This window comes from Embleya hyalina (assembly GCF_003967355.1).
Lineage (GTDB): Bacteria > Actinomycetota > Actinomycetes > Streptomycetales > Streptomycetaceae > Embleya > Embleya hyalina.
Genome location: NZ_BIFH01000025.1, coordinates 208,826 through 234,368, shown reverse-complemented (window position 1 = coordinate 234,368; position 25,543 = coordinate 208,826). Strand labels below are relative to the sequence as shown.

The 25,543-nt window shown below is 72.0% G+C and carries 26 protein-coding genes; 8 read left to right on the top strand and 18 right to left on the bottom strand.

Going from position 1 to position 25,543, the window contains the following annotated elements; all coding sequences use genetic code 11:
* Positions 1 to 322: 322 nt before the first annotated feature.
* On the top strand, positions 323 to 1,264 hold the full coding sequence (locus EMA17_RS27460) for a phytanoyl-CoA dioxygenase family protein (RefSeq protein WP_160161581.1): 942 nt from the start codon (positions 323 to 325) through the stop codon (positions 1,262 to 1,264).
* Positions 1,265 to 1,404: 140 nt separating this feature from the next.
* On the opposite strand, the gene tgmC is transcribed toward EMA17_RS27460, so the two are convergent.
* The 5 genes from tgmC to EMA17_RS54335 are packed head-to-tail and all read right to left on the bottom strand — an operon-like array spanning position 1,405 to position 4,518.
* Positions 1,405 to 2,604, bottom strand: coding sequence for an ATP-grasp peptide maturase system methyltransferase (tgmC, locus tag EMA17_RS27455; RefSeq protein ID WP_246126924.1), 1,200 nt, complete (start codon positions 2,602 to 2,604; stop codon positions 1,405 to 1,407).
* Positions 2,601 to 3,587 (bottom strand): ATP-grasp ribosomal peptide maturase, encoded by a 987-nt coding sequence (gene tgmB / locus EMA17_RS27450; RefSeq protein WP_246126923.1) that lies wholly within the window; start codon positions 3,585 to 3,587, stop codon positions 2,601 to 2,603. Before tgmB ends, tgmC begins: the two co-directional genes overlap by 4 nt.
* The gene (tgmA, locus tag EMA17_RS27445) at positions 3,584 to 3,871 is read right to left on the bottom strand and encodes a putative ATP-grasp-modified RiPP (RefSeq protein WP_126639797.1); all 288 of its coding nucleotides are present in this window, start codon (positions 3,869 to 3,871) and stop codon (positions 3,584 to 3,586) included. Before tgmA ends, tgmB begins: the two co-directional genes overlap by 4 nt.
* 51 nt (positions 3,872 to 3,922) lie before the next feature.
* Positions 3,923 to 4,282 (bottom strand): hypothetical protein, encoded by a 360-nt coding sequence (locus EMA17_RS54340; RefSeq protein ID WP_246126937.1) that lies wholly within the window; start codon positions 4,280 to 4,282, stop codon positions 3,923 to 3,925.
* A gap of 41 nt (positions 4,283 to 4,323) precedes the next feature.
* Positions 4,324 to 4,518: a hypothetical protein gene (locus EMA17_RS54335; protein ID WP_246126939.1), complete on the bottom strand. Its 195-nt coding sequence runs from the start codon at positions 4,516 to 4,518 to the stop codon at positions 4,324 to 4,326.
* 197 nt (positions 4,519 to 4,715) lie between these two features.
* Here EMA17_RS54335 and EMA17_RS27435 point away from each other — a divergent pair, with 197 nt between their 5' ends.
* Positions 4,716 to 5,381 carry a hypothetical protein gene (locus tag EMA17_RS27435; RefSeq protein ID WP_126639796.1) on the top strand — a complete coding sequence of 222 codons (666 nt, stop codon included), beginning with the start codon at positions 4,716 to 4,718 and terminating at the stop codon, positions 5,379 to 5,381.
* A gap of 117 nt (positions 5,382 to 5,498) precedes the next feature.
* Here the strand turns inward: EMA17_RS27435 and EMA17_RS56080 are convergent, their stop codons facing one another.
* Positions 5,499 to 6,179: a penicillin acylase family protein gene (locus EMA17_RS56080; RefSeq protein ID WP_371863046.1), complete on the bottom strand. Its 681-nt coding sequence runs from the start codon at positions 6,177 to 6,179 to the stop codon at positions 5,499 to 5,501.
* Positions 6,122 to 6,577 carry a penicillin acylase family protein gene (locus EMA17_RS56075; protein ID WP_371863045.1) on the bottom strand — a complete coding sequence of 152 codons (456 nt, stop codon included), beginning with the start codon at positions 6,575 to 6,577 and terminating at the stop codon, positions 6,122 to 6,124. The genes EMA17_RS56080 and EMA17_RS56075 overlap by 58 nt, the downstream gene beginning before the upstream one ends.
* Before the next feature lie 229 nt (positions 6,578 to 6,806).
* On the opposite strand from EMA17_RS56075, the gene EMA17_RS27425 reads away from it, so the two are divergent.
* Positions 6,807 to 7,391, top strand: a complete 585-nt coding sequence (locus tag EMA17_RS27425) for a TetR/AcrR family transcriptional regulator (protein ID WP_126639795.1) — start codon at positions 6,807 to 6,809, stop codon at positions 7,389 to 7,391.
* 995 nt (positions 7,392 to 8,386) lie between these two features.
* On the opposite strand, the gene EMA17_RS27420 is transcribed toward EMA17_RS27425, so the two are convergent.
* The 3 genes from EMA17_RS27420 to EMA17_RS27410 all read right to left on the bottom strand — a co-directional run bounded on the left by EMA17_RS27420 (position 8,387) and on the right by EMA17_RS27410 (position 10,793).
* On the bottom strand, positions 8,387 to 8,770 hold the full coding sequence (locus tag EMA17_RS27420; RefSeq protein WP_126639794.1) for a hypothetical protein: 384 nt from the start codon (positions 8,768 to 8,770) through the stop codon (positions 8,387 to 8,389).
* Between the two features lie 214 nt (positions 8,771 to 8,984).
* Positions 8,985 to 10,148, bottom strand: a complete 1,164-nt coding sequence (locus EMA17_RS27415; RefSeq protein ID WP_246126922.1) for a low temperature requirement protein A — start codon at positions 10,146 to 10,148, stop codon at positions 8,985 to 8,987.
* 177 nt (positions 10,149 to 10,325) lie between these two features.
* Positions 10,326 to 10,793, bottom strand: a complete 468-nt coding sequence (locus tag EMA17_RS27410; RefSeq protein ID WP_126639793.1) for a MarR family winged helix-turn-helix transcriptional regulator — start codon at positions 10,791 to 10,793, stop codon at positions 10,326 to 10,328.
* Positions 10,794 to 11,256: 463 nt separating this feature from the next.
* Between EMA17_RS27410 and EMA17_RS27405 the strand changes: the two genes are divergently transcribed.
* The 3 genes from EMA17_RS27405 to EMA17_RS27395 all read left to right on the top strand — a co-directional run bounded on the left by EMA17_RS27405 (position 11,257) and on the right by EMA17_RS27395 (position 14,210).
* On the top strand, positions 11,257 to 12,267 hold the full coding sequence (locus EMA17_RS27405; protein WP_126639792.1) for an aldo/keto reductase: 1,011 nt from the start codon (positions 11,257 to 11,259) through the stop codon (positions 12,265 to 12,267).
* A gap of 52 nt (positions 12,268 to 12,319) precedes the next feature.
* Entirely contained in the window at positions 12,320 to 12,742 is a 423-nt protein-coding gene (locus tag EMA17_RS27400; RefSeq protein ID WP_126639791.1) for an SRPBCC family protein, read from the top strand.
* 241 nt (positions 12,743 to 12,983) lie between these two features.
* On the top strand, positions 12,984 to 14,210 hold the full coding sequence (locus EMA17_RS27395) for a serine hydrolase domain-containing protein (RefSeq protein WP_160161580.1): 1,227 nt from the start codon (positions 12,984 to 12,986) through the stop codon (positions 14,208 to 14,210).
* A gap of 149 nt (positions 14,211 to 14,359) precedes the next feature.
* Here the strand turns inward: EMA17_RS27395 and EMA17_RS27390 are convergent, their stop codons facing one another.
* The 4 genes from EMA17_RS27390 to EMA17_RS27370 all read right to left on the bottom strand — a co-directional run bounded on the left by EMA17_RS27390 (position 14,360) and on the right by EMA17_RS27370 (position 16,357).
* The gene (locus EMA17_RS27390) at positions 14,360 to 14,725 is read right to left on the bottom strand and encodes a hypothetical protein (RefSeq protein ID WP_126639789.1); all 366 of its coding nucleotides are present in this window, start codon (positions 14,723 to 14,725) and stop codon (positions 14,360 to 14,362) included.
* Positions 14,722 to 14,985 (bottom strand): hypothetical protein, encoded by a 264-nt coding sequence (locus tag EMA17_RS27385; protein WP_174861438.1) that lies wholly within the window; start codon positions 14,983 to 14,985, stop codon positions 14,722 to 14,724. The genes EMA17_RS27390 and EMA17_RS27385 overlap by 4 nt, the downstream gene beginning before the upstream one ends.
* Before the next feature lie 737 nt (positions 14,986 to 15,722).
* On the bottom strand, positions 15,723 to 15,971 hold the full coding sequence (locus EMA17_RS27375; RefSeq protein ID WP_126639788.1) for a YgaP-like transmembrane domain: 249 nt from the start codon (positions 15,969 to 15,971) through the stop codon (positions 15,723 to 15,725).
* Positions 15,968 to 16,357, bottom strand: a complete 390-nt coding sequence (locus EMA17_RS27370) for a DUF302 domain-containing protein (protein WP_126639787.1) — start codon at positions 16,355 to 16,357, stop codon at positions 15,968 to 15,970. The genes EMA17_RS27375 and EMA17_RS27370 overlap by 4 nt, the downstream gene beginning before the upstream one ends.
* Before the next feature lie 128 nt (positions 16,358 to 16,485).
* Here EMA17_RS27370 and EMA17_RS27365 point away from each other — a divergent pair, with 128 nt between their 5' ends.
* Both EMA17_RS27365 and EMA17_RS27360 read left to right on the top strand, forming a co-directional pair.
* Positions 16,486 to 18,681, top strand: coding sequence for an MMPL family transporter (locus EMA17_RS27365; protein WP_126639786.1), 2,196 nt, complete (start codon positions 16,486 to 16,488; stop codon positions 18,679 to 18,681).
* A 128-nt stretch (positions 18,682 to 18,809) separates the two neighbouring features.
* Entirely contained in the window at positions 18,810 to 19,079 is a 270-nt protein-coding gene (locus EMA17_RS27360; RefSeq protein WP_126639785.1) for a metal-sensitive transcriptional regulator, read from the top strand.
* 112 nt (positions 19,080 to 19,191) lie between these two features.
* Here EMA17_RS27360 and EMA17_RS27355 read toward each other — a convergent pair whose 3' ends face one another.
* The 4 genes from EMA17_RS27355 to EMA17_RS27340 form a co-directional block, all read right to left on the bottom strand.
* The gene (locus EMA17_RS27355) at positions 19,192 to 19,575 is read right to left on the bottom strand and encodes a RidA family protein (RefSeq protein ID WP_126639784.1); all 384 of its coding nucleotides are present in this window, start codon (positions 19,573 to 19,575) and stop codon (positions 19,192 to 19,194) included.
* 61 nt (positions 19,576 to 19,636) lie between these two features.
* On the bottom strand, positions 19,637 to 21,130 hold the full coding sequence (locus tag EMA17_RS27350) for a carboxylesterase/lipase family protein (RefSeq protein ID WP_126639783.1): 1,494 nt from the start codon (positions 21,128 to 21,130) through the stop codon (positions 19,637 to 19,639).
* Between the two features lie 21 nt (positions 21,131 to 21,151).
* Positions 21,152 to 22,066, bottom strand: a complete 915-nt coding sequence (locus EMA17_RS27345; protein ID WP_126639782.1) for an MBL fold metallo-hydrolase — start codon at positions 22,064 to 22,066, stop codon at positions 21,152 to 21,154.
* 385 nt (positions 22,067 to 22,451) lie between these two features.
* The gene (locus EMA17_RS27340; RefSeq protein ID WP_126639781.1) at positions 22,452 to 24,704 is read right to left on the bottom strand and encodes an FUSC family protein; all 2,253 of its coding nucleotides are present in this window, start codon (positions 24,702 to 24,704) and stop codon (positions 22,452 to 22,454) included.
* Positions 24,705 to 25,543 lie beyond the last annotated feature (839 nt).

Genomic DNA, 25,543 nt, shown 5'->3' with positions numbered 1-25,543 from the left:
CCTGCACGATCGGAGTGGCGGTCGCCGTTCGGGACGACCGGGAATCACAAGAAAGCGATCGGGCTCGATGCCGAGAAAACGGCAAAGGCGGTGGCACGCCTTCGAGTTCCGAGAACGAACTGCCTCGAACTGCCGTGGCGTGCCCGACCGCGGCCGTCGGGACCGAGGTGGCCGGGTCCCGAGCGCGGCCGGCTCTACCGCTTCAGGCTCACGGGCGCGACCTTCGAGACGGTCTGCGCCGTCCCCGGTGGCTCCCTGCAGGAGGGGCGTTCCCTGCTCGAATTCGTTTGTCCGGATGGGGAGTTCGGCGCACTCTGGGTCAATGGACACCAACGAGGTCTGCGCGCGATGGTCGCGGGACGGGTTCGTCGTGTTGCCGGGGTTTGTCCCGGCCGAGGATCTGGCGTCCGCACAGGCCGGTCTCGAAGCGCTCCACCCGACGGCCGCGGACTTCCACGACGGGCTCGACCCCCGCCGCCGCAGATACGTCGACGACGAGTTCGCGGGGATCGACACGTTCCCCTTCGCCTCCCCCGAACTGAGCCTGTTGGCGGTACACCCTCGCCTGACGGGCCTGGCCGCCGCGCTCGCGGGGGACGACGACCTGCGGATGTACCAGGCCGAGGTGTGGGCGAAGTACACCGGTGCCGCCGACTACGACCAGGACCTGCACCGGGACTACCTCAACCACACCGTCCTGGTCCCCACCGTCGCCGCCGGGTGCCGCCAGGTGGAGATGTTCGTCTACCTGTGCGACGTGCCGGAGGACCTGGGACCGCCGCATCTGGTCCCCCGCGAGCACACCCGGCACCTCCCCGCCCGCCCCAACTGGTACCTGCGCCCCGGGGCCGATCCCGGGGCCGCCCCCGACGACGACCTGCGCGCGTTCGTCACCGCCGGCGACACCGGCGCGCTCTACGACGCGGAGGTGTCCGCCGCCGGCCCGGCCGGCACCGTCGTAGCCTTCGGACTCGACACCTTCCATCGCGGCACCGGACTGACCCGCCCCCGAGGGGCACGCTTCACCATGCACGTCAACTACCGTCCGGCATCGGCCGATTGGGCCCTGCGCGGACCGTGGGCGGACCGCAGCCACGACACCGCCTGGTACCGGTTCGTCGAACGCGCGACGGCGAGCCAACTCGCCCTGTTCGGATTCCCGCCCGCCGGGCACCCGTTCTGGAACCCCGACACGCTGCGCGCCATGGCACAGCGCTACCCAACCCTCGACCTCTCGCCCTGGGGAGCACCCCTCCCGCCGTGATCCGCGGCCCGGTCTCCCCGAAGGCGCCAGAGGCGGCGTATCCGAAACATCGCACCTCTCGCACATGGTCGACGCGACGGAGCCCCGACCCGGGCCGGGGCCGAACCCGGCGTGGGAGATCACCCGCCCGGAAGAAGGTGTCAACGGCGCCGCTGTTCGAGGCGGGGGAGGTCCCAGCTCAGCGATCGATCGGGGAGGTGGATCGTGTGCCGGTCGGGATCGATCGACAGGCGGAAGGCGTCGATGGGTGGTGAACCCTGGGCCCGCCACGCGGTCACGGCCCGCTCCGCGAGGGACCAGAGCCGGCGGGGCCCGCCTTCGCGAACCCGCCACGATCCGTCCTGCTGCGGCAGCAGTGTGGCGTGGGAGCCGTCGACGTCCAGGACGTGGTCGAGACAGGGACCGTCGCCGACCTGCGCGGTGACCTGCTGCGAGTTCGGCAGCGCGCCCTGGACGACGAATCGGCCGACCCAGTCCCGCAGGATCTCCGGCCCGAGCTCGGTGGGCCTGTCCGGGCCTGCGGCGGCCAGGGCCGCCCCGGTGTCGGGGGCAGGCGGGGTGTGCCGGCGGGCGGGCATGAACGAGACGGTGCCCGGCAGGAATTCGCCGGCGGCACGACCGGGCCCGGTCACCGTCACACGGGCCTGCCCGAACGCGTAGAGCCAGCCGGTGAGGTTGGCGAGGATCACCGTGCCGGGCCGGGACTGCTCCAGCCACGGGCGGGGGATCTCGCGTACCGAGCAGGTCGCGATCAGCCGATCGAACGGGGCCCGGTCCGGGACCCCGTCGAGGCCGTCACCCACCACCAGGTGCGGCTCGAATCCGGCCGCCTTCAGAGCTGCGGCCGCCCGTCGAGCGGTTTCCGGATCGACCTCGATCGACGTCACGAGGTCGTCGCCCAGGCGCCGGGCCAGCAGGGCGGTGGAGTATCCGGTGCCGCTGCCGATCTCCAGAACGCGATCACCGTCCTCGACACCCAGATCCTCCAACATCCCCACGACCAGACCGGGCAGCGTCGACGACGACGACGGCGCGCCGAACACCGGACCCTCCACGTCCCCGGGGGCCACCCCGCCGTCGAGCTGGGTCACCAGCGTGGTGTCCTCGTACACCCGCGCCAACGTCGCGGCGTCCCCGACCACAGGGGACCACATCGTGCCCCGCTCGGTGTCGCTGCGCTCGAACCACGCGGGCGCGAACACCTCCCGCGGCACCGACTCCACCGCCGCCCGCCATGCGGGACCGCGCAGATCACCGGTCGCGGCCAGCGCGTCCGCGAGGCGCCGCCGCAACACGACGGCGTCCGTGGCCGGGGCCGGGGAGGAGGGAGGAGCGTTCACGGCGGGGATCCGTTCCGCAGGAGGTCGGCGATCGCCGCGGAGATCGGCATCCCGGTCGCCGCCTCGATCCATCCGTACCGGCCCAGGGGATTGCACTCGTAGAACAGATGCTCTCCGGACGAGGTCACCGCCAGGTCCAGAGCTCCGTAGCACAGGCGTTGATCGCGCATGTACCGGGTGACGGCCGCCGCCACCGGCTCGGGAAGGTCGACGACGTCGTACCGGTGCCGGTCGTAGTCGCTGCGCCAGTCGAGCAGGCCCGAGTCGATGCGCGCGACGAACATCCGCCCGCCCACGAACGTCACCCGCAGATCGGCGACGGCATCCACGCGTGCCTGGAACAGGTGGGCCGTCCCGGCGACCGCGTCGTCGATGTCGTCGGGGTCCACGGCCGTGGTCCATACGGTCAGCGGCCGGTCGTCCGGGTCGCGGTAGCGCACGGTTCGCAGCACCTTGTAGACGATCGGCCCGTGCCGCTTCGCGAACGCCCGGGCGGCTTCGGGATCCGAGGTGATCAGGGTGGGCGGCACGCTCAGACCCACGCGCAGCGCGGCGGCCAGACCCACCGGCTTGTACGAGGCGGCCGTCGCCGCGTGCGGATGGTTCACGTGCAGGCACGGCAACGCGGCCAACACACCACCCAGACCGTGCCGCGCCTGCGCGACGGCGAACAGGGCGTCCTGGTCGGACAGATGCGTGAATGCCGGCCCGTAGTCGGTCGCTTGCCGGTGATACACCGCGCGCACCGCGTCCAGAAGGACGCGACGACTCGTCGTCTCCAGTACGCCCGTCATTCCGCGGCCGGGGTCGAAGCAGGCGGACAGGGTCGACCCGAGGGGAAAATCCACGCCCGGGTCGATGCGCGCCACGGGCACCTCGCGTCGGCCCAGCGCCTCGATCACGGCGTCCGCGCTGCGATCACCGAGCGGGGCACACACCAGGACCGGGCGGCACGGTCCGGTCCCGTACGAATGCGTACTCAATCCTCGTCGGTCTTCGTCACGGGGCGGTGGTCCGGTGCCCCGCCCTGCCCCGGATCCCTGCCGTCCGAACCGCCGGTCGCCTCCATGGTGTTGGTGGCCGGCGCGGTCTTGGCGTGATCGCCCATCGTCACGATCCGCCCGTCCGCATCGCGGTAGCGGGTGGTCTGGGTCACCGGATCGAGCTCGACGCCGCAGTACGGCAGATTCACCGTCGCCCCGGGCCCGTACCCGGTCAGGTGACGCAAACCCCACGGACGCGGACCGGAACGAGCACCCTCGGACATCAGGCTGCCTCCTCGATGAGGGACGAGACGCGCGAAGACTCGGAGCAATGCTCAACGTACTACGCGTGACGTGCCCGCAGGAACAGACCCGCGACCCCGTCGCGACCGACTCGCCACGCCCACGCGGCGTTCCCGGGTGTCCGGACCCGGGCCCGGTACGCCGCTGCGTCCCGGGGCGGTCCCGCGGTCCGTCGACGGGGACGGGTGGGCGATCGACGTGTCGTCGGAGTGGGGAACACGCACCCTCCGGTGCGGCGGCCCGGCCGCGGGCGCGAGGTGTCCCGCGCCGGTCCGTGCCGGGTCCGGTGCGCTCGGTCGTACGGCAACGCCATGACGATCGTCGACACGCGGGCCGCGGTCGACGCACGTCACGAACGCACGCCGGTGTCGGCGATCGGCCGGATCGCCCAGCTCCGCCGGGCAGTTCGCGCACGTCCCCGCATCCGGTGGGATCAGCCTGCGAACCGATCCGCCGGCGACGCGGGAATCGTGAAACCGGCGACGCCGTCGACGGGCAACTCCTCGTCGACCACCGACCCGACCGCGGCCGACGGCGGGGCATCGGTACCCACCCGGCGCCGGAATTCCGCCACCGCCGCCGGCGGCCCCTCGACCTCGACGACCACGCCCGCACCCGTGTCGACCACGTGACCGGCCGGCCCGAGCCCTGATGCGTTCGGTGTCGGCGGCGGCGGTGGTGTGCCCTCCGGAGAGCGGTTCCGTGCGGGTTCGTGTCTTTCGGGTGTGCGGGGGAGCCCACGGCCGATGAGTGAAGCCGGCATCCGGGATGGCGGGGGTGTGGCTGCTATGGCGGATTGTCATGACGATCGTTATGCTTACTGGTATGGACATCATCGATACGACACGCAGTCGGTTCGCCGCACGTTCGGAGGTGTTGCGCTGGGAGGGCGTCGCGTGGGGCTTCGTCGGGGTCGCGTGGATCGTCTCCGCCTGGCCCGGGCTCCTGGTACCGGGTTCGGATTCCCTCACGACCTTCGTCGCCGGCATCGGCTTGTTCGCCTTGGTCCTCGTGTGGCGGATTCCGCGCGGGGGCGGCCGGGCCCGCTCGCCCGGATCGTGGATCGGCGACCGGGTACGCCCGGCCCGTCCCGAGGGGCGTCGCAAGAGCCGCCGGTATGTTCTGGTGACCGTGATCGCGGACGCGGTGGCGATCGGCGGGTCCGGCGTGCTGTGGTGCGTTCTGGCACGCCTGGGCCACTGGTCGGAGGCGATCACCGGTGCCGGACCGCAGAGTGCCGTCGGTGTCGCCTGCCTGGGGTGGGCCCTCGTGCACATTCCCGCGTCCCGCCGCGTCGCCGCGTCGGACCGGGACGATCCCGTCGTCAGCCGTCGTGTCCTGGGTACCGGCGCTCCGACCGTCGCACTCGGCGGCTCCCCGCGGTCCGACGCGACGGCCACGCTCTCGCGACACGAGGCGGGCGAGCGCGTCCTAGGCGCCGGACGCGGTGTCGGTGGTGATGCCACGTCAGGTCTCGGACCTCGCGGATAGATCCCCCGTCCGAGACGTACGGCGGCCGAACCCCGGCAGGCCGAGCCGCACGCGATGGTCAGGGGCATTCGCCTCCCGCCGCCCTCGTGGGAGCGGTGTGTGCCGAACCCCGGCCATTCACCGTCGCGGAGAGGGCGGGCGATCCCGGTGGGCCACGGCCGGCGGACCCGCGAAGGTCGCATCCGGCCCCATCCCTCCGGGCGATCCGGCTCCCGTGGCGCGGGCGCCGTCCCATGGAGGCGCGTACTCGTGCAGCGTGATCACCCGTAGCTCGGGTGAGGCCAGGATGTCCTGCTCGCAGAATCGGGAACTCACCCATTGTTCGCGGGAGAACAGCAGGGTCTGGTCGCCGTGGTGTGCGGATCGGGGGTTCGCGGACCGGGAGTATGCCAACAGGGTCCGTGCGACGGGGCAGGGCCGTCGTTCCAGCCGACGGCCTGGACGTACGACGTACCGGACGAGACGTCCGTGTAGCCGCCGCCGGCCGCCTCCCAGTCGGCCTCGACGACGTTCCACACCCCCAACTCGCCCGTCCCGCCCGGGATCGGCACACGCCGATGGTCGCGGACCACGAACTGGTGCTCGCCCCACGGCGATTCCGGGGTGATCCTCGACGCGCAGCCCGCCCCGGGCGGCCGCGGCGGAGACGTCCTCGATCGCGCCGCGCGTGCGCGGCGAGCGCGGCTCGCCGATGTCGCCGAACACCCTCTCGTAGCCGACCAGCGGGTGCTCGGCGTTGGTCAGCCAGGCACTGTCGTTGGAGTTCTCCACGTACGGGGCGTCGCGCAACGTCGGCATCGCGCCGGGCCCGAAGGTCCCCGGCTGCAGAGCGTCGGGATCGGTGCCGAGCGCGCACTCGCCCCCGCGCCGTCCAGGACCGCCGGGCCGGACGCCGGGTGCGTCTCCCGGCCCAACGCGGTCGAGCAGCGACGTGCGACGTCGTCGGTGATCCGGGGCAGGGTCTGGGACTGCACGAAGAGCGTCTGCCCGGCGGAATCGGCGGCGATCGTGTTCGCCCAGGGGATGCCCTGGGTGCGGCGCACCGCGTCCAGGACCCCGTCCGTGTCGCGGGCCCTGGCCAGGGCCAACGCGATGGCCGATCCTCGCGGGTTCGCGGCACCGGCGTCGTTGATCGCGTACGCCGCGTCGGTCGTCCACGGCAACGACAACGCCCGACCGCCGACCGGGGTGAACAAGGGGCACCGCGCCGCACTCCGGCGCGGCGCCGGCCCGCCATCCCCCCGAACGGCGCCCCGACGCAGGGCACCGGTCGCCCGACGGTGTACCCGGGCGACGAGGCGCGGGCCTGCTCCCGGTCGGCGAGCGGGAGTGTCCGGACGCGAACACGACGGGGGCCGAGTCCCCGGATCGCGGTGTCGCGGGCGCTGCCCGTTCTCATGACAATCGTGATGTAAATTTGTGATCATGGGACGCAGGCCGGATCCGGATCGTAAGCCCGAGTTGTTGCGTGCGGTGGTGGAGGAGTTGGCGAGTGGGGGGCTCGGTGATGTGTCGCTGCGGCCGTTGGCCGCGGCGCTCGGGGTGAGTACGTACACGTTGTCCTACCAGTTCGGTTCCAAGGAGGGCCTGTTGGCGCAGGCGCTCGCCTTCGTCGAGGCGGAGCAGGCCGACCTGGTCCGCGGGTGGGTCGGGGAGGAGGGCGCCGACGCCGCGTCGGTGGTCGGGCGCTACTGGGAGTGGGTTCGTGAGCCCGGGCATCTCGCGCGGGTGCGACTGATCCTGGAGGCGATCGCGATGCCGCGGACCTCCGCGTTGTTGGCCCCCGATTTTCGCCGCCGCCTGATGGTCGCGTGGGTGGAGGAGTTGGCGACGGGACTGCGGCGCGCCGGTGTGACCGGACCGCGAGCCGAGGCGGAGGCGACGCTCGGCGCGTCCGCTCTGGCCGGCATGGTCCTCGACCTGCTCGCCACCGGCGACCGGACCCGCCTCGACGCCGCCGCGCGGGCGTTGGTGGAACGCCTGGAGGAACTGATCGCCCGAGGCCGTTGACCGACCGAGGGAGACCGACCCGCCGGGCAATCGACGACCCCACGCGACACGCGATCGTGCCGGAACGGTGCGCGGCGGTGGGAGACACACACGAGACGTGGGCCGCGTCACCGGACCACGTTCGGGCGCGCGACGACGCGGCCGATCGACCCGCGCCGGCGTCGGCCCGCGCGAGACCACCGGAACCGAGCCACACACGGCGGAGCGCAGGCGGGGGAGCCCGCGAGTCCGTCCGACGGACCACGCCCCGGTCCGTGCCGCTGCGCCTGCGCCGCGACGGCGCGGTCCTCGGCCGGGGTCGGCGGTGGCGTCGGCATGACGTCGGAGCCGCACCCTGTCCGCGATGCCCGCGATCACATGTCCGTTCGGGGTCGAGGCGAAGCCGGTTCCTCACGTCGCGCCCGCACACCGCCGCGGCCGCGGAGACACCGCAGGGACAGGGCGCTCGACGTCGACGCGGGCCCCTGCGCACGGCTCAAGCCGTCTCGGCCGCGGACCGCATCACCGATCACCGGTGAGTCGTCTCGGCCCTCCTACGCGAGCGCGCTTCAACGAACGCCACGCCCTTGCCGCGGCCCCGCGTCGGGGCATCGAAGCCCTCGTCGAGACCGCGACCCGGCAGATCCCCTTCGACCGGCGCCGACTCGAACGTGGTCCGCGCGAACCCGAAGCCCGAGCACGTGGGTTCGGGCCATCCGGAGCGATGACGGAGAATCCCCACGAGGGCGCGCCGCCGATCGGTGAAGCCCTCGCAGGTCGTACCACCGCCGTGTGCGCCCGCGCGGGGCGTGCCTCAGCCGTAGTGCCACCACTGGTCGCCGAAAGCGTTGTCGCACGGCCGGATACCGAGCCGGCTGCCCTCTCCGCTCCGGACGGGCGGAACCGGCCACGCCGGCGACGCTCCGCCGCGCCGTGCGGCAGGAGCAACGCGCACACCCTGAGGGACGAAGGGCCGCACCGGCGAATGCCGGTGCGGCCCTTCGTGTACCCGACCGCTACACGTAGGCCGGCACGGTCTTCGAGCAGCGGGCAACCTGCCGGTAACGGTCCACCGAGCAGACGGAGAGACTGAGCTTGTCACCGGACTTCCACGTGGAAGGTATGTGAACGTCCTTCCGGTTGTTGTATGTCGGTGATCCGTCATGGGTGTAGACCCTGGGGTCGTTCCGCGTCACGTTGGTGACCCGCAGCCGCACATAGTCGTTGTCGAGCACGGAGTTGTCCCACATCGACAACGTGTCCGTCGAACTCTCGTAGCGGCCACCGGCCAGGTTGCCCGGACTCTGCACATTCGTGGCCACCGCCTGCGCCGAAGAGACGGAGACCATCGTGAAGACGGCCGCCGCGGCCATGACGCCCATCGCGTAGAGCTTCCGCATATCGCTTCCTCTCGTTGGAACCGCGGACGCCGCCCATGCTCACGAACACGGCTCTCGTTCACCATGGGAAGCGCTGTTCGGAACATGTCCCGAACAGGGTTGGGCGCCGCGGGATCGCCGCGAAGGCCGTGCGGAGTGAACGCCTCGACGGCGGACGGGTGATTCCCGGGTACGTCGGCCCGATCGATGATCGCGGCCCGGGTCGGGAACAGGATCAGTCGCTGTCCGTGGGGGTCATGGTCGTGAGCACTCTCCGGTGCACTCGTGTGAGGGTGAGTACGAGTGTCACCAGGATCAGGTCGAGGATCAGCACGGAGACCAGGGGCGGGAGCCGGACGGCCGCGATGCCGGCGATGGCGCAGGCGAGGCAGGCCAGGAGCCGGGCACCCCAGGCCTGGCGGGTGGAGGTGTAGTACCACCAGGCCTGGGTGATCACGTAGAGGATCGGGCCGCCGAACAGGAGGAGGCCGAGTTCGGTGCTGCCGTGGCCGGTGGGGTGGCCGATGGCGAGTTCGGCGCCGACGGCGAGGGCGACGAGGCCGGCCAGGGTGGGGTACTGACCGCTGACGGCATGCCGGACCGGCAGCAGGGTGTCGGCCGTGGTGGCGACGTGCCGGGCCAGGATGTCCTCGCCTCCCCTGAAGTAGCTGGCGCACAGGCACACGACGGCGACGAACACGCCCAGGCCGGCCGTCACGGTCGCGGCGTCGACCGGGGCGGCGGAGATCGCCGTGCCGATGGTCAGTACGGTCTCGCCGAGCTGGAGGATGATGAACAGCCGGATCCGTTCCACCATGTGCTCCGCGTCGAAGACCAGGTCCCGAGAGGACAGGACGTTGCGGGGCAGGGGGTGGGCCAGCCAGACGCCGGTCATGTCGACGGCGGCGGCCGCGGCCCACCAGGCGAGGCGTGACTCGTGGGCCGCGGCCGCGCCGGTCAGCCACAGGGGGATGGAGGCCGCGGCCCACGCCGTCACCCGGCGGTAGTGCCGGCGCAGGAGCGGGGTCGGGGCCCATGCCGCGGCCGTGATGTCCACCAGCAGCAGGATGGCCACCAGCGGGACGACGAAGGCCCACGGCCGGCCCGTGAAGGCGTGCGGGATCTGGGCGTTCATGAACAGGACCAGGCCCATCACCACCAGCACCAGCCGCCGGGTGCGGGGCCGCTCCACGTCCAGGAAGGTGGCGTCGAAACTGGTCAGGGCCCAGGTGCTGAGGACGGCGATCAGCATCACCGCGGTCTCGGCGGCGCCGCGCCAGGACAGTTCGGCGTGCAGGTGGTGCGCGAGTTGGCCGACGGCGAAGACGAAGACCAGGTCGAAGAACAGCTCCAGCGGGGAGACCATGCGGCGCAGGCCGGCCGACGGCGCGCCGCTCACGTCGGCCCGCCGCTTCGGGCCCTGGGGTGGCTCGGCATAGCCTCACGATCCGGCCGTGCGACGGGATGCGCAATCCGGGGCCTCGGGGGGATCGGAAGGCCCGGCTCCCCGGTCCGACCCGACGGCGCGGGCCGGGGTAGGGGGCCGTGCGGTAGGCAGGGGGACTCGGCGCGGGGCCTACACCGCATCCACGGCCGCGACGGGCGACGCCGGCTCCGGGTTCGTGGCCGCGCCGTCGAGCGCGTCCCGAAGGGCGGCGTCGTTCGTCGGCCGCGCCTGCTCGAGGAGCCTCGGGCCGCTCTCGGTGACGTCGGTGTGGATGCCGCGCCGATCGGTCGGGCGCGGGCACCGGGACGGCAGGCCGCGCTCCTCCGGACGGTCGACCAGGCGGGTGGTCACGCTCAGGCCGAGTGCGACCGCGTCGGCGACCCGTCTCATCTGCGGGTGACCGCCCTCGCCGTCGTGCCGGCGGCCGGGCACGTCGAGCGGTGAGTACTCCCGCACGCCGAGGTCGTGCCGGGACCGGAGGGCGCGCTCGGTGTGCGTCGCGATCCTGCCGCGCGGCAGGGACAGGGCCGCCCATCCGTCGGCGAGAGCGCTCGGCTCGGGGTCCGTGGTGGTCGTGGGTGCGGGCTCCTTCGGGATGCGACCGACCCCCGGATCGCCGGCGAGGGGCCCGAATCACATCAGGTCCGGCCCGGCCCGTGCGTCGGGTGATGAACCCGCCCCGCCTCGGGGACTCGAACGGGCCGGCCGGGGCGGGTGTCCGACACGCCCGCGGGGCTGCCCCGGCGCCTGCGGCGGGCCGTCGTCGGCGGACGGGGCGGTCGTCGTGTGGACGCCCCCGGCTTGCGGGCCCGCCCGGACCGCAGTGAGGTTGTTCGGGGGAAGGGTCGCGTTTTACGGACTCGGCGGCCCGCCCCGGAGGCCCGGCGCGCGAGACGCGCTTGCATTACCGCGCGTCTGCAACTATTGTCTTGGCTTGTAGATAGCTTCTGCATCTACTCGGGTCGTGGATTCCGGCCCGCAGAGGCATCCGCCTCCTCATGCCCCACCCACGCCGGGAACGCAGTCGTACCCCGGCACCACCGATCGAAAAGGCACCATCATGTCGCTCAAGAAAATCCTTCCCGGCCGGCTCGGCTTCGGCACCGCCCCGCTCGGCAACATGTTCCGCGCGATCCCCGACGAGGAGGCCCGCGCCACCGTCGAGGCCGCCTGGGACCAGGGCATCCGCTACTACGACACCGCCCCCTTCTACGGTGCCGGCCTCTCCGAGGAGCGCCTGGGCCAAGTCCTCGCCGGCAAGCCCCGCGACGAGTACGTCCTGTCGACCAAGGTCGGCCGCGTCATCCTCGACGAGCACGAGACCGCCGCCCCCGACTTCGGCGAGAAGGGCGGCATCTTCGAGCACGGGAACCCCAACAGGATCGTCCACGAGTGGACCGCCGACGCCACCGAACGCTCCATCGAGGGCAGCCTGAAGCGCCTCGGCGTGGACCGTCTGGACATCGTCTGGGTCCACGACATCGCCCAGGACTTCCACGGCGACGCGTGGCTGGGCAAGTTCGAGGAGGCCCGCACCGGCGCCTTCCGCGTCCTGTCCCGCCTGCGCGACGAGGGCGTCATCAAGGCGTGGGGCCTGGGCGTCAACAAGACCGAACCCATCGAGCTCACCCTCGCCCTCGACGAGCCGCAGCCCGACGGCTTCCTCCTCGCCGGCCGCTACACCCTCCTCGACCACGAGCACGCCCTCCAGCGCCTGCTGCCGATGGCCCAGGAGCAGGGCGTCGGCATGGTCGTCGGCGGCCCCTACAGCTCCGGCATCCTCGCCGGCGGCGCCCACTTCGAGTACCAGCAGGCCCCGCCGGAGATCATCGCGAAGGTCGACCGCCTCAAGGAACTCACCGCCGAGCACGGCATCTCCATCAAGGCCGCCGCCCTGCAGTTCTCCCTGGCCCACCCGGTGGCCGACGCCGCCGTCCCCGGCGCCACCAAGCCCAGCCGCATCGCCGAGGACATCGCCGCCCTCGACGAGAAGATCCCGGCCGCGTTCTGGCACGACCTGCGCGCCGCAGGCCTGGTCAGCCCCGCCGCCCCCCTCCCCGACGGCGCCTGATCCCACCCGCCCCGAACCCCTCACCCGACACCGCAATCCAGGAGAAACGACCATGGCCTCCACCTCAGTCAGCCGCATCGTCCCGGCCTCGCCCGAGAAGGTGTGGAGCCTCATCGGCGGCTTCGACGCCCTGCCCGACTGGCTCCCCTACATCCCCGAGAGCGTCGCCGCCGAGGGCGGCCGGGTGCGCCGGCTGAAGAACCCCGAGGGCGAAGTGATCATCGAACGCCTCGTCGACTTCAACGAGACCGAGCGCCAGTACAGCTACGCCATCCTCCAAGCCCCGTTCCCGGTCGACGACGGCTACGTCTCCACCATCCGCGTCCACACCGTCCCCGGCCGCGACGACGTCGCCGAGGTCCAGTGGTCCGGCCGCTTCCACCCCAAGGGCGCCACCGACCAGGAAGTCGTCGACCTGTTCACCGGCATCTACGCCGACGGCCTCGAAGCCCTCCACAAGACCCTCTCCGCCTGACACCCAGAGGTCACCCACCTGCGGCCCGGGTACGCACCCCGCGTACCCGGGCCGGGCCGTGTGACCACTCACACCGCGTTCGGTCTCCGGGTATTCCCCTGGGGGAAGTCCCCGAGAGGATCGGGGCGTTCGTGCGGGTCGTCTCGGGGAGTATCCCTCCCTCGCGAGGACGATGACGCGACCTGCGGTCGAACGGAAGGTTTGGGTCCGTCAACCCGCGCTCCGACCTCGGGAGGAAAGCGTGCCCGCCCTTTCGCGCGCCCTCGGCTCACGGCTCGTTCGGGTCACGGTCGGCCTGTCCGCCGCCATGTCACTCGCCCTCGCCACCGCGACCGCCGCCGCCGCTGCAGACGCAGCGGCCCCACCAACACCACCGCGCGGCGTCGTCCCCGTCGACACCGTCGGTCTGGCCGCCGACCTCGAGGCCCTGGTCGCCGGCGACATCTCCACCGCCGCCGCCATCGAGGTCCGCCGGGACGGGAACGTCGTCTGGCGCGGCTCCGCCGGCGTCCGCGACCGCGACACGAAGGCGCCCGTCCGTCCCGACGGCCGCTTCCGGGTCGGCAGCACCACCAAGGCGCTGGTGGCCACCGTCGTCCTACAACTGGTCGGTGAGGGCAGGCTTCGTCTCGACGACCCGATCGACGCGTACCTGCCGGGTCTGCGCGTTCCCCATGGGCCGGCAGGCGAACCGGTCCGCCTGCGTCATCTGCTCAACCACACGTCCGGCATTCCCGACTACACCGACGACCCTGCCCTGTTCCCGGACTTCACGAACGAGGCCGCCGTCCGAACGTGGCTGCGCACGGGTCGATGGCAGACCCGAACCGCGCGCGAACTCTCGATCGCGTCCCTGCGCAGACCCATGACCACCACACCGGGTAGGGACGACTTCCACTACTCCAACACCAATTACCTGCTCGCCGGGATGATCATCGAACGGGTCACCGGAAGGACCTACGCCGAAGAGGTCGAACGCCGCATCCTGCGTCCTTTGGATATGCGTGACACCGGTTTCCCCGGCGACTCGCCGGAACTCGACCGCCCCTACGCGAAGGCCTATCTGCGCAACGGCGGCCGGGTCTTCGACGTCACCCGCCTGAACATGTCCGGGGCGGGTGCCTCGGGGCAGATGATCTCGACGACCCGGGACCTGGCCCGCTTCGACGCGGCCCTGCTCTCCGGCAAACTGCTGCGCCCGGCCGAACTCGCCGAGATGAAGAAGACGGTCCGCGGCGGCGAGGACGGATACGGACTCGGCCTGGGCAACTGGCCGCTGACCTGTGCCCCCGATCCGTGGGGCCTCGGCGGCGCGGCGATCGGTACCCGTACCGGGATGTACGCGAGCCCGGATGGGCGCACGACGGTCGTGGTCGTGTTCAACCCGTACGGGTCGAACGTGACGCCGGACCACGGCAGGGCCGTCGACAACATCATGAAACACACGTTCTGCGGCACGTCCGGCTGACCGCAGCCCGCGCGTGGTCGGGCGGGGCCGCGTCATGCCGGTGACGAGGGCCCGCCCGGGAAGCGGATCTCCTGCTCGTCGATCCCGGCGCCCGGATGGCCCGTGACGGCGACCAACCCTCGTCTCGGGTGTTCTTGCCGCCGGGTGGGTCAGCTCGTCCAGGTCTTGAGTTGGATGGCGACCTCGCGTACCGGGAGGCCTTCGCGCGCCGCGTGGGCCAGGGGGAGGACGGTGTCGAGGCCGGGGCTCACCGGGAGGCCGCAGGCGGCGAGGTAGGCCGCGGTGACGGTGGCCGCGAACAGCAGGTTCCGCGCCTCGAGGCTCGGATTGCGGGCGAGTTCGCACAGCAGCGCGGCGGCTTTGTGGTGCGGCTCGGGGTAGACCTCGTGGTCGAGGATCTCCGCGCGGTGGCGGGCGTCGGCCGCGATCGGCACGCCGTAGTCCACGACCTGGGGGTCGCCGGGGATCTGCTGGGCGACCGCCAGGATCCAGGCGAGGTCGATCCGCAGGTTCACGCGGCGTCCCGCGGCGCGGTCCGCGTCGACTCCACCGAAAGGCCCGGGTAGCGGTCCTCGCCGAACTCCGTCTCGAACCGGTCGGCGTACTCCGCCAGGAACGTCGCGGCGCCGGCCATGAACGCGGCGCGCGACTCGTTCACGTCCTGCTCGATCAGATCGGCCACATACCCCTGCAGGCTCAGGCCACGGCGCTTGGCCCGCTCCTCGGCGGCGGCCTTGACGGCCTCGTCCAGCCGGATGTTCGTCTGCTTACTCATGCCCAGGAGCATAGCTATATCCCGGTACCAGTGACTAGCAGAACCGTCGCGATGCCTTGAGAGCACCGGCTGGGGAGGCGAGTTGGCGACCTGCCGGAAGCTCGCACCGACCGCCCGGAACCACACCGCCTCGAAGCTGATGTCCCAGGTCGGCCCGCGGGTCGGCGAGGCATGCGAGCTCGACCCGGCCGACATCAAGTGGGACCCGGGACGCTTCGGCAAGCTCCACGTTCGCCACGGTAAGGGCGCCCGCGGCTCGGGCCGCCCGGTCGGCGACGACGCCCTGCGAGGTGGACCCGACAACGCGGTCGAAGCGCATCTTGCGGGCTGGGCAGACAAGTTGACGCCGCATGTCCTTCGGCAATTCTGTGCTTCGCAGCTCTATGGGAGTGGCCTGGACCTACTCGCACGGAGCCTGGCCGAGCACGGTTTGGTGACCTAGGCCGGGAAGATGTCCGGGCTGTGGTCCGGCCGGCCGGTCTCCCTGTTCTCGACCGGATCCGCTGCGCGAACTCCGTGCGCGCTCTCTTGGAGCGGCCGCTGGTGGGCGATCCCGCGACTTCACCGCGAACCGGAGGGCCCAACCCCCGATATCGGGGCGTCGGACCCTCGGGTTCGCGCTGAAGCGGCTTCGGTTCTCGCGAAAGCAACGCCAAAGGATCGCACCGTTGAAGCGGACGGCGAACGGCCCTTGCGCGCACGGTGATTCCCGGATCGCCCGGGACCCCGGGGCCGGGTCAGCCGTGCTCGCGCAGGTGCGACCTGTGGTTGGCGAGCATGGTGACTGGGCAGATGCCGAGCGCGCCGGTGAGGAGTGGGAGCAGGCCCAGGGCCGCGAGGGCCCACCAGCCGCCGCCGAGTGTCACGCCGGTGGCGATCATGGCGGTGCCGGCCGCGATGCGCAGGGCCCGTCCGGTCGGGCCGCTCATGAAGGTGAGGAAGTCCACCCGCTGTTCCCGGTCCCGGCGTCCGGTACGGGTGGTCACGCGGCGAGGGCGGCGAGGGCCGCGTCGAGGTGGGCGGCCGCCTCGCGGGCGACCGGCTCCAGGGCCGCGTCGCCGGTGAGCGCGACCATGGTCATGGGGTCCAGTGCCTGGACGAGGGTGCGCTCGCCGTCGCGGCGCACGACCACGTTGCACGGCAGTAGCAGCCCGATCGCGCGGTCGGCGTCCAGGGCGCGGTGGGCGAGCGCCGGGTTGCAGGCACCGAGGATCAGGTAGTCCTCCATCTCGGCGCCGATCTTGGCCCGGAGCGTCGCGGTGACGTCGATCTCGGTGAGCACGCCGAACCCGTGGGCGGCGAGCGCGTCGCGTACCGCGGCGACGGTGGTGGTGAAGTCGGTGTCGACGCGCACGGTGCGGTCGTAGCCCATGTCAGGCCTCCTTCGGTGAATCCCCGAGCGGCTTCAAATATACCCCCACCCGTATTTTTGTATACGGGTGGGGGTATCGGCTACCGTGGTTCGGAACGTACCCCCGGGGGTATCCATCAGGAGGCTTTGTGACGACCGCCGACCACCCCACCCGCGCCACGGCGCGGAGCGCGACCCCGCCGCAGCCCGGCGCCGCCGCCGACACGCCGACACGTCTCGGGCCCCTCGGGCGCCTCGGCGTCCTCGCCGCCGGGCGTCTGCGCCTGGTCGCGGTGCTGTGGCTGGCGCTGGTCGCCGGACTGGGCGCGTTCGCCCCGCAGGTCACCTCCGCCCTCGCGGGCGCGGGCTGGCAGGCGAACGGCTCGGAGTCCGTCCAGGTGCGCGACCTGGCCCAGGCGCACTTCGGCGGGAACGCCTCCTCGGCGCTCCAGGTGGTCGTCGCGGCCGACCGTCCGGTCGACGACCCGTCCGTACGCGCCGTCGTCGACCGCGCCACCGCCCTGCTGCGTGCCGACTCCCGCATCGCGGAGGTCGTCCCGCCGCAGAACGGCGTCACCACAAGCCCCGACGGGCGCACCGCGATCGTGCTCGCCGGCGCCCGGGCCGACACCAACGACATGGTCCGGGCCGCCGACGACCTCAAGGGGCCGCTCGCCGCCCTGTCCGGCGACGGTGTCGAGGTCTCCGCGACCGGGGCGTCGGTGCTGTGGAGCGACTTCAACAAGGCCAACCACGACGCGATGATCAAGTCCGAGATGCTGTCCTGGCCGGTCACGCTCGCGATCCTGGTCCTCGCGTTCGGGTCGCTGGTGGCGGCCGGACTGCCGCTGCTGCTCACCCTCGCGGGACTCGCCGCGTCCGCCGGAGCGCTGGTGCTGCTCAATCACGTCACGCCCACGTCGGTGTGGGCGATGAACTTCGCGATGATGTTCGCCCTGGCGCTCGGCATCGACTACGCGCTGTTCCTCGTGGTGCGATTCCGCGCGGCCCTGGCCCGGCACGGCGACGCGCGCCGCGCGGTCGGCGAGACCATGGACACCGCCGGCAAGGCCGTCCTGCTGTCCGGCGCGACCGTGCTGGTCAGCCTGTCCGCGGTGATGCTCGTCCCGGCCCCCGCGTTCCGCTCCATGGCGCTGGGCATCATGCTGGCCGTCGCCTTCGTCCTCGCCGCCACCCTCACGCTGCTCCCCGCCGTGCTCGGCCGCCTCGGCCACAAGGTCAACGCCGCCGCCCCGCCCTGGACCCGCCGCGACGCCGACCGGGCCGGCGCCTCCGTCGCGTTCACCTCCTGGGGCGAGCGGCTGTGGCGCCACCCGCTGCGCCACGGCATCCCCGCCCTGCTGGTCCTGATCGCCCTCGCCGCCCCGATCATCGGGCTGCGCACCGCCATGCCGTCCATCACGGTGGTCCCCGAGGACTCCTCGGCCCGCACCGGATACACCGCCGTCCAGCGGGCGTTCGGCCCCGGCGCCCCCGGCATGCTCCAGATCGTCACGCCCACCGCCGCGGCCGACGCCACCGCCGCCGCGCTCGCCGGCGACCCCGGGATCGCCGGGGTCATGCCCGCCCGGCACGCAGACGACGGCTCCGCCCTGACCATGCTCCAGGCCATGCCGTCCGTCGACCCGTCCGACCCGAAGCTGGCCGATACCGTCGACCGCCTGCGCGGCACGCTCCCCGACGACGCGAAGGTCGGCGGCGCGGCCGTGGAGAACCTCGACCTCCAGGCCACCCTCGACGCCAAGACCCCGCTCGTCCTGGGCGTCGTCCTCGGACTCGGGTTCCTCCTGCTGCTCCTTGCCCTCCAGGCCCCGCTGGCCGCGTTGCTGGGCACCGCCACCAGCCTGCTCGCCACCGCCGCCGCGTTCGGCGCCGCGCGCCTGATCTTCCAGGACGGCCACGGCTCCGGCCTCCTCGGCTTCACCCCCCAGGGCTTCCTCGACGGCTGGGCCCCGGTGTTCTTCTTCGCGATGATCTTCGCCATCGCCATGGACTACACCGTCTTCCTGCTCGCGTCCGCCAAGGAGCACTACGAGAAGACCCGCGACCCCCGCCAAGCGGTCGTCGGCGCGCTCGGCCACTCCGGACGCGTCATCTTCGCCGCCGCCGCGGTCATGGTCGCCGTCTTCTTCACCTTCGCCCTCTCCGGACCGCTGCCCCCCAAGGAGATGGGCATCGTCCTGGGCCTGGCCGTGCTGCTCGACGCCGCCCTGGTACGCCTCGTCCTGCTGCCCGTCCTCCTGCGCCTGACCGGCCACGCGGCCTGGTGGAGCCCGAGGTGGCTGCGCCGGATCCTCCCCGACATCCGCTTCTCCCACGACTGACCCGCCCGCCGGCGGGGCTCCGGCCCCACGACCGACCCGTCTGCCGGCACCCGGACACACCACCACCCGGGGAACATACCCCCGGGGGTACCATGGATCGGGGTTCGCAAGGAAAGGAAGGCAACCGCATGACCGTCGACGAGGGAGCTTCCCGCGAGGTGCTCAACCGGCTCCGCCGGGCCCAGGGGCAGCTGACCGCCGTGATCTCCATGATCGAGGCCGGCCGCGACTGCAAGGACGTCGTGACCCAACTCGCCGCCGTCTCCCGGGCCCTGGACCGCGCCGGCTTCAAGATCGTGGCAAGCAACATGCGCCAGTGCATGAGCGCCGCCGCCAACGGCGACACCGCGCCGCTGAGCGAAGCCGAACTCGAGAAACTGTTCCTCTCCCTGGCCTGACGTCCCGGGACGACCGGCCGCGCGGGCGGCACGGGCGCCTCATCCGACCATCGACCCCGGCCCGGCGCGGTCCCCTCGAACCGCGCCGGACCGGCCTTGTGTTGCGGCCGTGTCAGTCGTCCAGCACGGCCAGGGCGTCGATCTCCACGAGGAGTCCCGGTGGGAGCCGCATGTAGACGGTGGTGCGGGCGGGGAAGGGCTCGCCGACGGCTGCCGCGTATGCCTCGTTCAGCTCGGGCAGGTGGGCGGGGTCGGTGAGGTGGACGCGGAGCATGACGACGTCCGCCAGGCCCGCGCCGGCCGCCTCGAGTACGGCGGTGACATTGCGCAGCACCTGTGCGGTCTGCTCGGCGACGGTGGTGCCGACGACCGCGCCGGTGTCCGGGTCGAAGGGGAGCTGTCCGGAGACCTGCAGGATGGGGCCCTTGCGGATGCCCTGGGAGAGCGGGGCCGGGAGAGAGGGGGCGTTCCCGGTGGTGATGACGGTTCTGGTCACGGTCTTCCTCGAAGCGGTGGTGATCCCTGAAAGGGGGGAGCGGGCAACACACATTTGGGTGTCAGATCCAGGCCTGCCGTTCCCGGCTGCGGGGGTCGTCGATCCGGGTCCACTCGGCGTCGATGCGCATCGTGGCCCTGCGATCGGGGTCGTAGGGGTCCCAGCCGGGGTCGCCGGTGGCGGCGAACCGAATCCAGGTCTCGTGCACGCGGTGCGCGAGACCCGCCGGGGGCTTGTCGGGGCCGAGCAGGGCGTTGGGGCCGTTCAGCTCGGGCCGGTCCGCGAGATCGAAGACGAAGGGCAGCTCGACGGCGTGGGCGGCGCCGAGTTCTCCGCCCAGGGCCTGGGAGCGCCAGGCGAACTCGTAGGCGTAGGTGGCGGACTCCGGGTGGGCGGCATGGGCGGCGGCCAGGGCGCGGGTGCCCGCGCCGAACAGGGCGTCGGCCATGATGGCGGAGCGCAGTTCCGCGAAGGACGCCTCGGGGCGGGACTTGCGGTAGGTCTCGACGAGCCGGGCCGGATCCGGGTGCGAGCGCATCGCCGCGTCGTTGACGTCGGCCGCGGTCGAGGTGGCGTACTTGTCCACGGGGACCAGGTAGAGGTTGCCCTCCTCGGTGTTGGTGCCGATGAGCAGGTCGACGCCGGCGGCGAGGCCGGCGGCGACCGCTTCGGCGGGCTGGGTGTCCAGGACCAGGCTGAAGGGACTGAGGCCGATCAGCGGGTCGTGGTGGGTGGCGGTCCGCAGGTCGATGCCCGCGAGTTTGGAAGCGGCCTCCACCAGACGTTCGTCGGAGATCTCCGCGAAGGCGTCCGTGTGCGGCTCGACACCCAGGACCTCGGCGGCCGCGGCGGTGACGCGGGCCGCCTGCTCGGTACTGAACGCGCCCAGGCCGCTGCCGCTCTGCACGATCGCCCGCCGGAACAGACCCGCGGCCTCCGCGGTGGCGAGGACGCCGCCGACGACGGTGGCCCCGGCCGACTGGCCGAAGAGCGTTACGTTGTCCGGGGCACCGCCGAACCCGGCGATGTTCTCCCGCACCCAGCGCAGCGCGGCGACGACGTCGAGCAGACCGCGGTTGGCGGGGGCTCCGGGCAGGTCCAGGAAACCGGCGATACCGAGCCGGTAGTTGAGCGTGACGAGGACCACGCCGTCGCGGGCGAAGGCGGACCCGTCGTACAGCGTGGACCGGGTCGACCCGGCGACGAAGCCGCCGCCGTGTACGAACACCATGACCGGCAGGTCGCTTCGCGCGACGGCGGGCGCGAAGACGTTGACGGTGAGGTAGTCCTCGCCGCGGTGCCAGCCGGTGCCGAAGTAGGGGGCCAGATCGATGTTGCCGAGCTTGCGCTGGGACTGCGGTGAGTTGGGGCCGGGGATCGTGGCGTCCCGGACGCCGTCCCAGGGCTCGTGCGGCTCGGGCGGCGCGAAGCGGCCGGCGCCCACGGGCGGGGCGGCATAGGGGATGTTCAGGAAGGCGGCGGTGCCGTCCTCCCGGTGCAGACCGCGCACAGCGCCCTGCGCGGTGGTCACTACGGGTTCGGGGTGGTGGTTCATCTTGCTGCCTTTCCGCGGGTTTCAGCCCTGCTCGGTGTACGGGGTGAAGGGCGCCCAGCCCTTGACGGCGAACGTGCTTCCCTCGCGGACGACTTCGGTGCCGCCGTGCCCGCCCAGGTGCGCGGGGATCACGAGCGCGTTGTTGTCGGCCGCCCAGCCCAGCACCTTGCGGCGGGTGGCGCGGGCTTCGGCGGGGTTCTCGCAGAAGCAGCTGTTGGTGTCCGGCTCCAGGATCTGCACCGGGTTGTGCAGCATGTCGCCGACGAACACCGCGCGGTCCGTACCGGAGGCGAGCGTCAGCACGGAGGAGCCGGGCGTGTGCCCGGGAGCCGCGTCCAGGCGCAGGTTCGCGTCGATCCGGTGGCTGTTCTCCCACAACCGCGTCAGGCCGGCCCGGTGCACCGGGGCCACGCTGTCCTCGAACACGTTCTGGTTGCCGCGGCCGAGCAGCGGCCGGTGACCGTTCTCCGGGTTCCAGAAGTCGAAGTCGTCCTTCGACATCAGGTAGGTGGCGTTGGGGAATGTCGGCACCCACTGCCGTTCGTCCAGGTAGGTGTTCCAGCCGACGTGGTCGATGTGGAGATGCGTGTTGATCACGATGTCCACGTCCTCCGGCCGCACACCGGCCCGGGCGAGGTTGGCCAGGAAGTCCGTTTCGAGGCGGTTCCAGACCGGGGCGTAGGGACGGTCCTTGTGGTTGCCCACGCCGGTGTCGACCAGGATCGTTTTGCCCTCGCTGCGCAGCAGCCAGGTCTGGATCGCCGAATTCACGATGTTGGTCTCGGAATCCAGAAAATGCGGGACGAGCCAGTCGGCACCGTTCTCCCAGACTTCCTTCGAGCTTTCCGGGAAGAAGGTGTCGGGCGTCATTTCGACGGAACCGTAGTATTCCCATACCCGGGTGACGGAGACATTGCCTAGGGTGATCTGTTCCATGGGATTTCCTTGGAATTCGGGGATTTACTCGACCGTACGAGTGGCCCCGGTGGGTGCGGTATCCGTCACGTGACTGCACCCGTGTGTACGGCGCGGGCTCCCACGTTCCGGTGGCCTCTACGTCGGATACGTCGACGAGTTCGTCCTCGTTGTGGCTGCCGGACGACGCCGTCGGCCTTCGGTCGGCGGGCCGGCCGACCGACCGCGCCGTGCGCGTGGGTGCGGGACGCGGTTCTCCGGCGGTTGCCGCTACATGACGGCGTTCGTGAACGCAGACGCGCTCCGGTCCGGGATCGGTTGGCGTCGATCGCCTTGAGACAGGGCGGCGGATGCGCCGTCTCGGTCACGTTCACCGGCACCCCGACCACCACTCGGTCAATCCGGCTCAGGCGCGTTCGCACCGGTCGGCGAGGGCGCGGCAGCTCACTGCGGCGGCGGCGGCCCGGATCGGGCCGGGCGGCAAGGGGATGTCCGTCCTCTCGGAGGACACCGCAGTGGTGCGGTCGGGGTCCGAGGCGAGTGGGTCCAAGGCTTGTACGAGCGCGGTCAGGGCCACATGGAGGCGCTCGACGTGCAGCAGCAGGCGGTACTCCGGCGACGGCCGGTCGCGGCTCACGCGTTGTTCCTCCGAGAGCCGGGACAGTGCCCTGACGACCGTGGGGCGTGCCGTTCGTGAGGCGCTTGCCGATCGACGGCCGGTGACCCGGATCAGATGGGTCACGGTCTCGTGCGCGCGGGCGGCGGCAGCCGCGAGACGGGTGGCGCACTCCGGGACGTGGTCCGCCGGGAGACGTTCGGCAGCGGCGGCCAGGCTTCGTGCGTGGTACGCGCCGGTCTCGAGGAGTTCCAGCAGGTGGCGGACGCGGTGCCGGCGGCGGCGCTGCGGATTGAGCGGATGGGTGAGCGGCAGACAGGCCCTGCGGAAGGATTCCAGTGCCCGGTCGAGGTCGTGTGCCGCGCGGACCCGGCTCGTCGGGATTTCCGTGCCCGTGCTTCCTGCCGCGACGGTCCGTAGGAGGCGGTCGAGGACTTGCAGGAAGCCGACCAGTTCCGCGTCGCCGGCGCGGCGGACCGTGGTGGGAAGGACGAGGACGGCGGCAAGGATCCCGCAGGACACTCCGAGTGCGGTCTCCTGGACACGCAGGAGCAGCACGTGCGTCGAGAAGGTGTCCATCAGCGCGAGCAGCATGCCGAGCGTGCCGGTGATGAAGAACGTCACGGCCCAGTAGGCGTGCGACGGGGTGTAGAACATTCCGAACATGCACAGCAGGAGCAGCGCCAGCAGGACGGGGCCGTCTCCGCCGACCAGGGCGACAAGGCCGTAGCCGAACACCACGCCGAGGCCCGTGCCCGCCAGCCGCCGCAGGCTCTGGAGCAGTACCTCGCCGGTGCTCTCGTTCTTGATGAAGACGACCCATGCGGCCGCGACGGCCCAGTACCACAGGTGCGGCGACAGGAGCTGACCGCCCGCGATGGCGAGAGCCGAGGCAACCGTCACCTGAAACGCCTGACGGGTGGCTTCCCGCTTCAGGCTTTCGGTGTCCGTGCCCCCGCGCGGCGGCGCCCCGAAGGTGCGTGGGGCGGGCTTGCCCGGAGGTGTCCCGCGTCCTGCCGGGCGCTCGCGTGGGCCGAGAACCCGCAGGGCTTCGGCGAGTTCGTCGACCGGGGGGAAGCAGTCCAGCACGAGAGCGGAGCGGGTCGGCCGGTTCGCCGGGCCGCCTTCGTACCCCTCAACCCACCGCTCGGCCGCGCAGGGAGTTCCCACGGTGGGCTGCCGGAGAGCCCGGATGCGCCGGGCGAGCAGCTGTCGCGCCGTCCGCTCCGCCGGATCGTTGCCGGCTGCCGGGGTGCGCATCGCACGAACCGCCAGTACGGCCAGGCGATGCGCGGCCACCTCCACCCGGCCGAGGTGCGCCGGCAGGGCCTCGGTGTCCTCGTCGGCGGCGCGCTCGTCGAGAAAGTCCTCGATCAGCAGCACGGATGCGTGCAGCCGGTCGAGGCGGTCCTGCAACGATCGGCTCCGGGCGTCGATGTCCTGCCCGGTGGCGATCATCGAGGCCGTGTCCCGCAGAACGTCGTGCAGACGCACATCGAATGTGCGCCGCAGTCGCATCAGGGCGCGGGACGCCGTGACGGGGCCGACCCAGCACCACACGATCGTGACGGCCCCGAACGCGACCAGTACCGATGCCCCGAACAGCGGAAGCCGGTCGACCCGGGCCTGGGTGAATTGAGACAGCAGGAAGGCCATGAAACCGAAGATCCCCAGGCCCAGCCCTCGCGGGCCGAACCGGCGGGCCTGAACGGCGAGGTGGATCACCATCAGGAAGACCAGCTTGGCCGCTGTCGGGTACGGCGTCAGCGCGGCTCCGGCGGCCAGGGACGCGAGCGAGAGCGGAACGCCGAGTCCGAGCGTGACGAACCGGTTGCGCGGGTGTAGGTCGCCGACGGCCAGTGACGTCGTCATCGCGGTGAAGCCGCCGACCACCAGCGCCGTCTCGGGCACGCGCAGCGCTGTCAGCACGGCGAGGGTCGCGGCGGTACCGAGCACGGCGCCCAGCGCGGAGGCCAGACGCACGAGACCGGGGTCGAAGGCCGCGAACCGGTCCCACAACGATGTCGTCGTCCTTGCCACCATGGGGTCTCCGTAGGTCCTTTCGTGTGTGCACGGCCGTGCGGGAACCTTCGGGTTCCGCCCGGCCACGGGACCCCGCAGCATGTGGGCGTCCATCGCCGGCGCCGGCGCGGGTTTCGGCGACCGCGAAGGGGCCACGCGGTGCGCGGACTTGGGACGGACAGCCGCCGGCCGCCCGAAAGGTCACCCGACATTCGACGCATCTCGACGCAGCCGTCACCAAGCCGCACGTTTCCGTGCGCCGCGCGTTCGCCCGCTCGCGAGCAGCCTCACGAGGCCGCTCCACATCGGCCAAGCCGTCGACGACACAGAAGCGGCGCACAAGCCGACCACATGGAGCACGGAACCCGAGTCCGACCAGCCACGAACGTCGGGCAACCACGGCAGCGCCTTCCGCGATCCCCGCCCGTGATGGCACGACGCCACCGGCGCCGCCCGATCGTGCCTGCCCGCCGCCCCGGAAAGGCCCGAGGGTGCTCGCTTCACGATTCTGCGGCCGGCCGGACAGCCGGGGTATGCGTCATGTGACTGCATCGGTGCCGCTCGGCCACCGGATGGGGCGATGGCGCCGGCCGGCCGGTAGCCCCGCCGCAGCGATCCCGAGGTCGACGGCGCGAAGACGTACGGCTCGAGGCGGGCGGTGGTCGGCGCGCTCCAGGTCCCCGGCTGCGGCGGTCGCTGTCGCGCGGTATCGGAGCACGACGGGGCGGCGACAACGGCGGACACACGTGCCGGTCGCCACGCCCGGCGGTTCCGATTCGCTCGGTGTCTCGGATGACCTGGTTCGTCGCATGGGGACACCGTCAGGGTGTTTACGAGTGGTCCTGACGGCGTTTCCAGGC

Coding starts and splice junctions, on each gene's coding strand:
- EMA17_RS27460 (WP_160161581.1), top strand. CDS start 323: ATGGACACCAACGAGGTCTGCGCGCGATGGTCGCGGGACGGGTTCGTC.
- EMA17_RS27370 (WP_126639787.1), bottom strand. CDS start 16,357: ATGGGCTACGACCGCACCGTGCGCGTCGACACCGACTTCACCACCACC.
- EMA17_RS27420 (WP_126639794.1), bottom strand. CDS start 8,770: ATGCGGAAGCTCTACGCGATGGGCGTCATGGCCGCGGCGGCCGTCTTC.
- EMA17_RS27425 (WP_126639795.1), top strand. CDS start 6,807: ATGGGACGCAGGCCGGATCCGGATCGTAAGCCCGAGTTGTTGCGTGCG.
- EMA17_RS27350 (WP_126639783.1), bottom strand. CDS start 21,130: ATGAACCACCACCCCGAACCCGTAGTGACCACCGCGCAGGGCGCTGTG.
- EMA17_RS27345 (WP_126639782.1), bottom strand. CDS start 22,066: ATGGAACAGATCACCCTAGGCAATGTCTCCGTCACCCGGGTATGGGAA.
- EMA17_RS27400 (WP_126639791.1), top strand. CDS start 12,320: ATGGCCTCCACCTCAGTCAGCCGCATCGTCCCGGCCTCGCCCGAGAAG.
- EMA17_RS27385 (WP_174861438.1), bottom strand. CDS start 14,985: ATGAGTAAGCAGACGAACATCCGGCTGGACGAGGCCGTCAAGGCCGCC.
- EMA17_RS27360 (WP_126639785.1), top strand. CDS start 18,810: ATGACCGTCGACGAGGGAGCTTCCCGCGAGGTGCTCAACCGGCTCCGC.
- EMA17_RS56080 (WP_371863046.1), bottom strand. CDS start 6,179: ATGCCGACGTTGCGCGACGCCCCGTACGTGGAGAACTCCAACGACAGT.
- tgmA (WP_126639797.1), bottom strand. CDS start 3,871: ATGTCCGAGGGTGCTCGTTCCGGTCCGCGTCCGTGGGGTTTGCGTCAC.
- EMA17_RS27405 (WP_126639792.1), top strand. CDS start 11,257: ATGTCGCTCAAGAAAATCCTTCCCGGCCGGCTCGGCTTCGGCACCGCC.
- EMA17_RS27435 (WP_126639796.1), top strand. CDS start 4,716: ATGGACATCATCGATACGACACGCAGTCGGTTCGCCGCACGTTCGGAG.
- EMA17_RS27340 (WP_126639781.1), bottom strand. CDS start 24,704: ATGGTGGCAAGGACGACGACATCGTTGTGGGACCGGTTCGCGGCCTTC.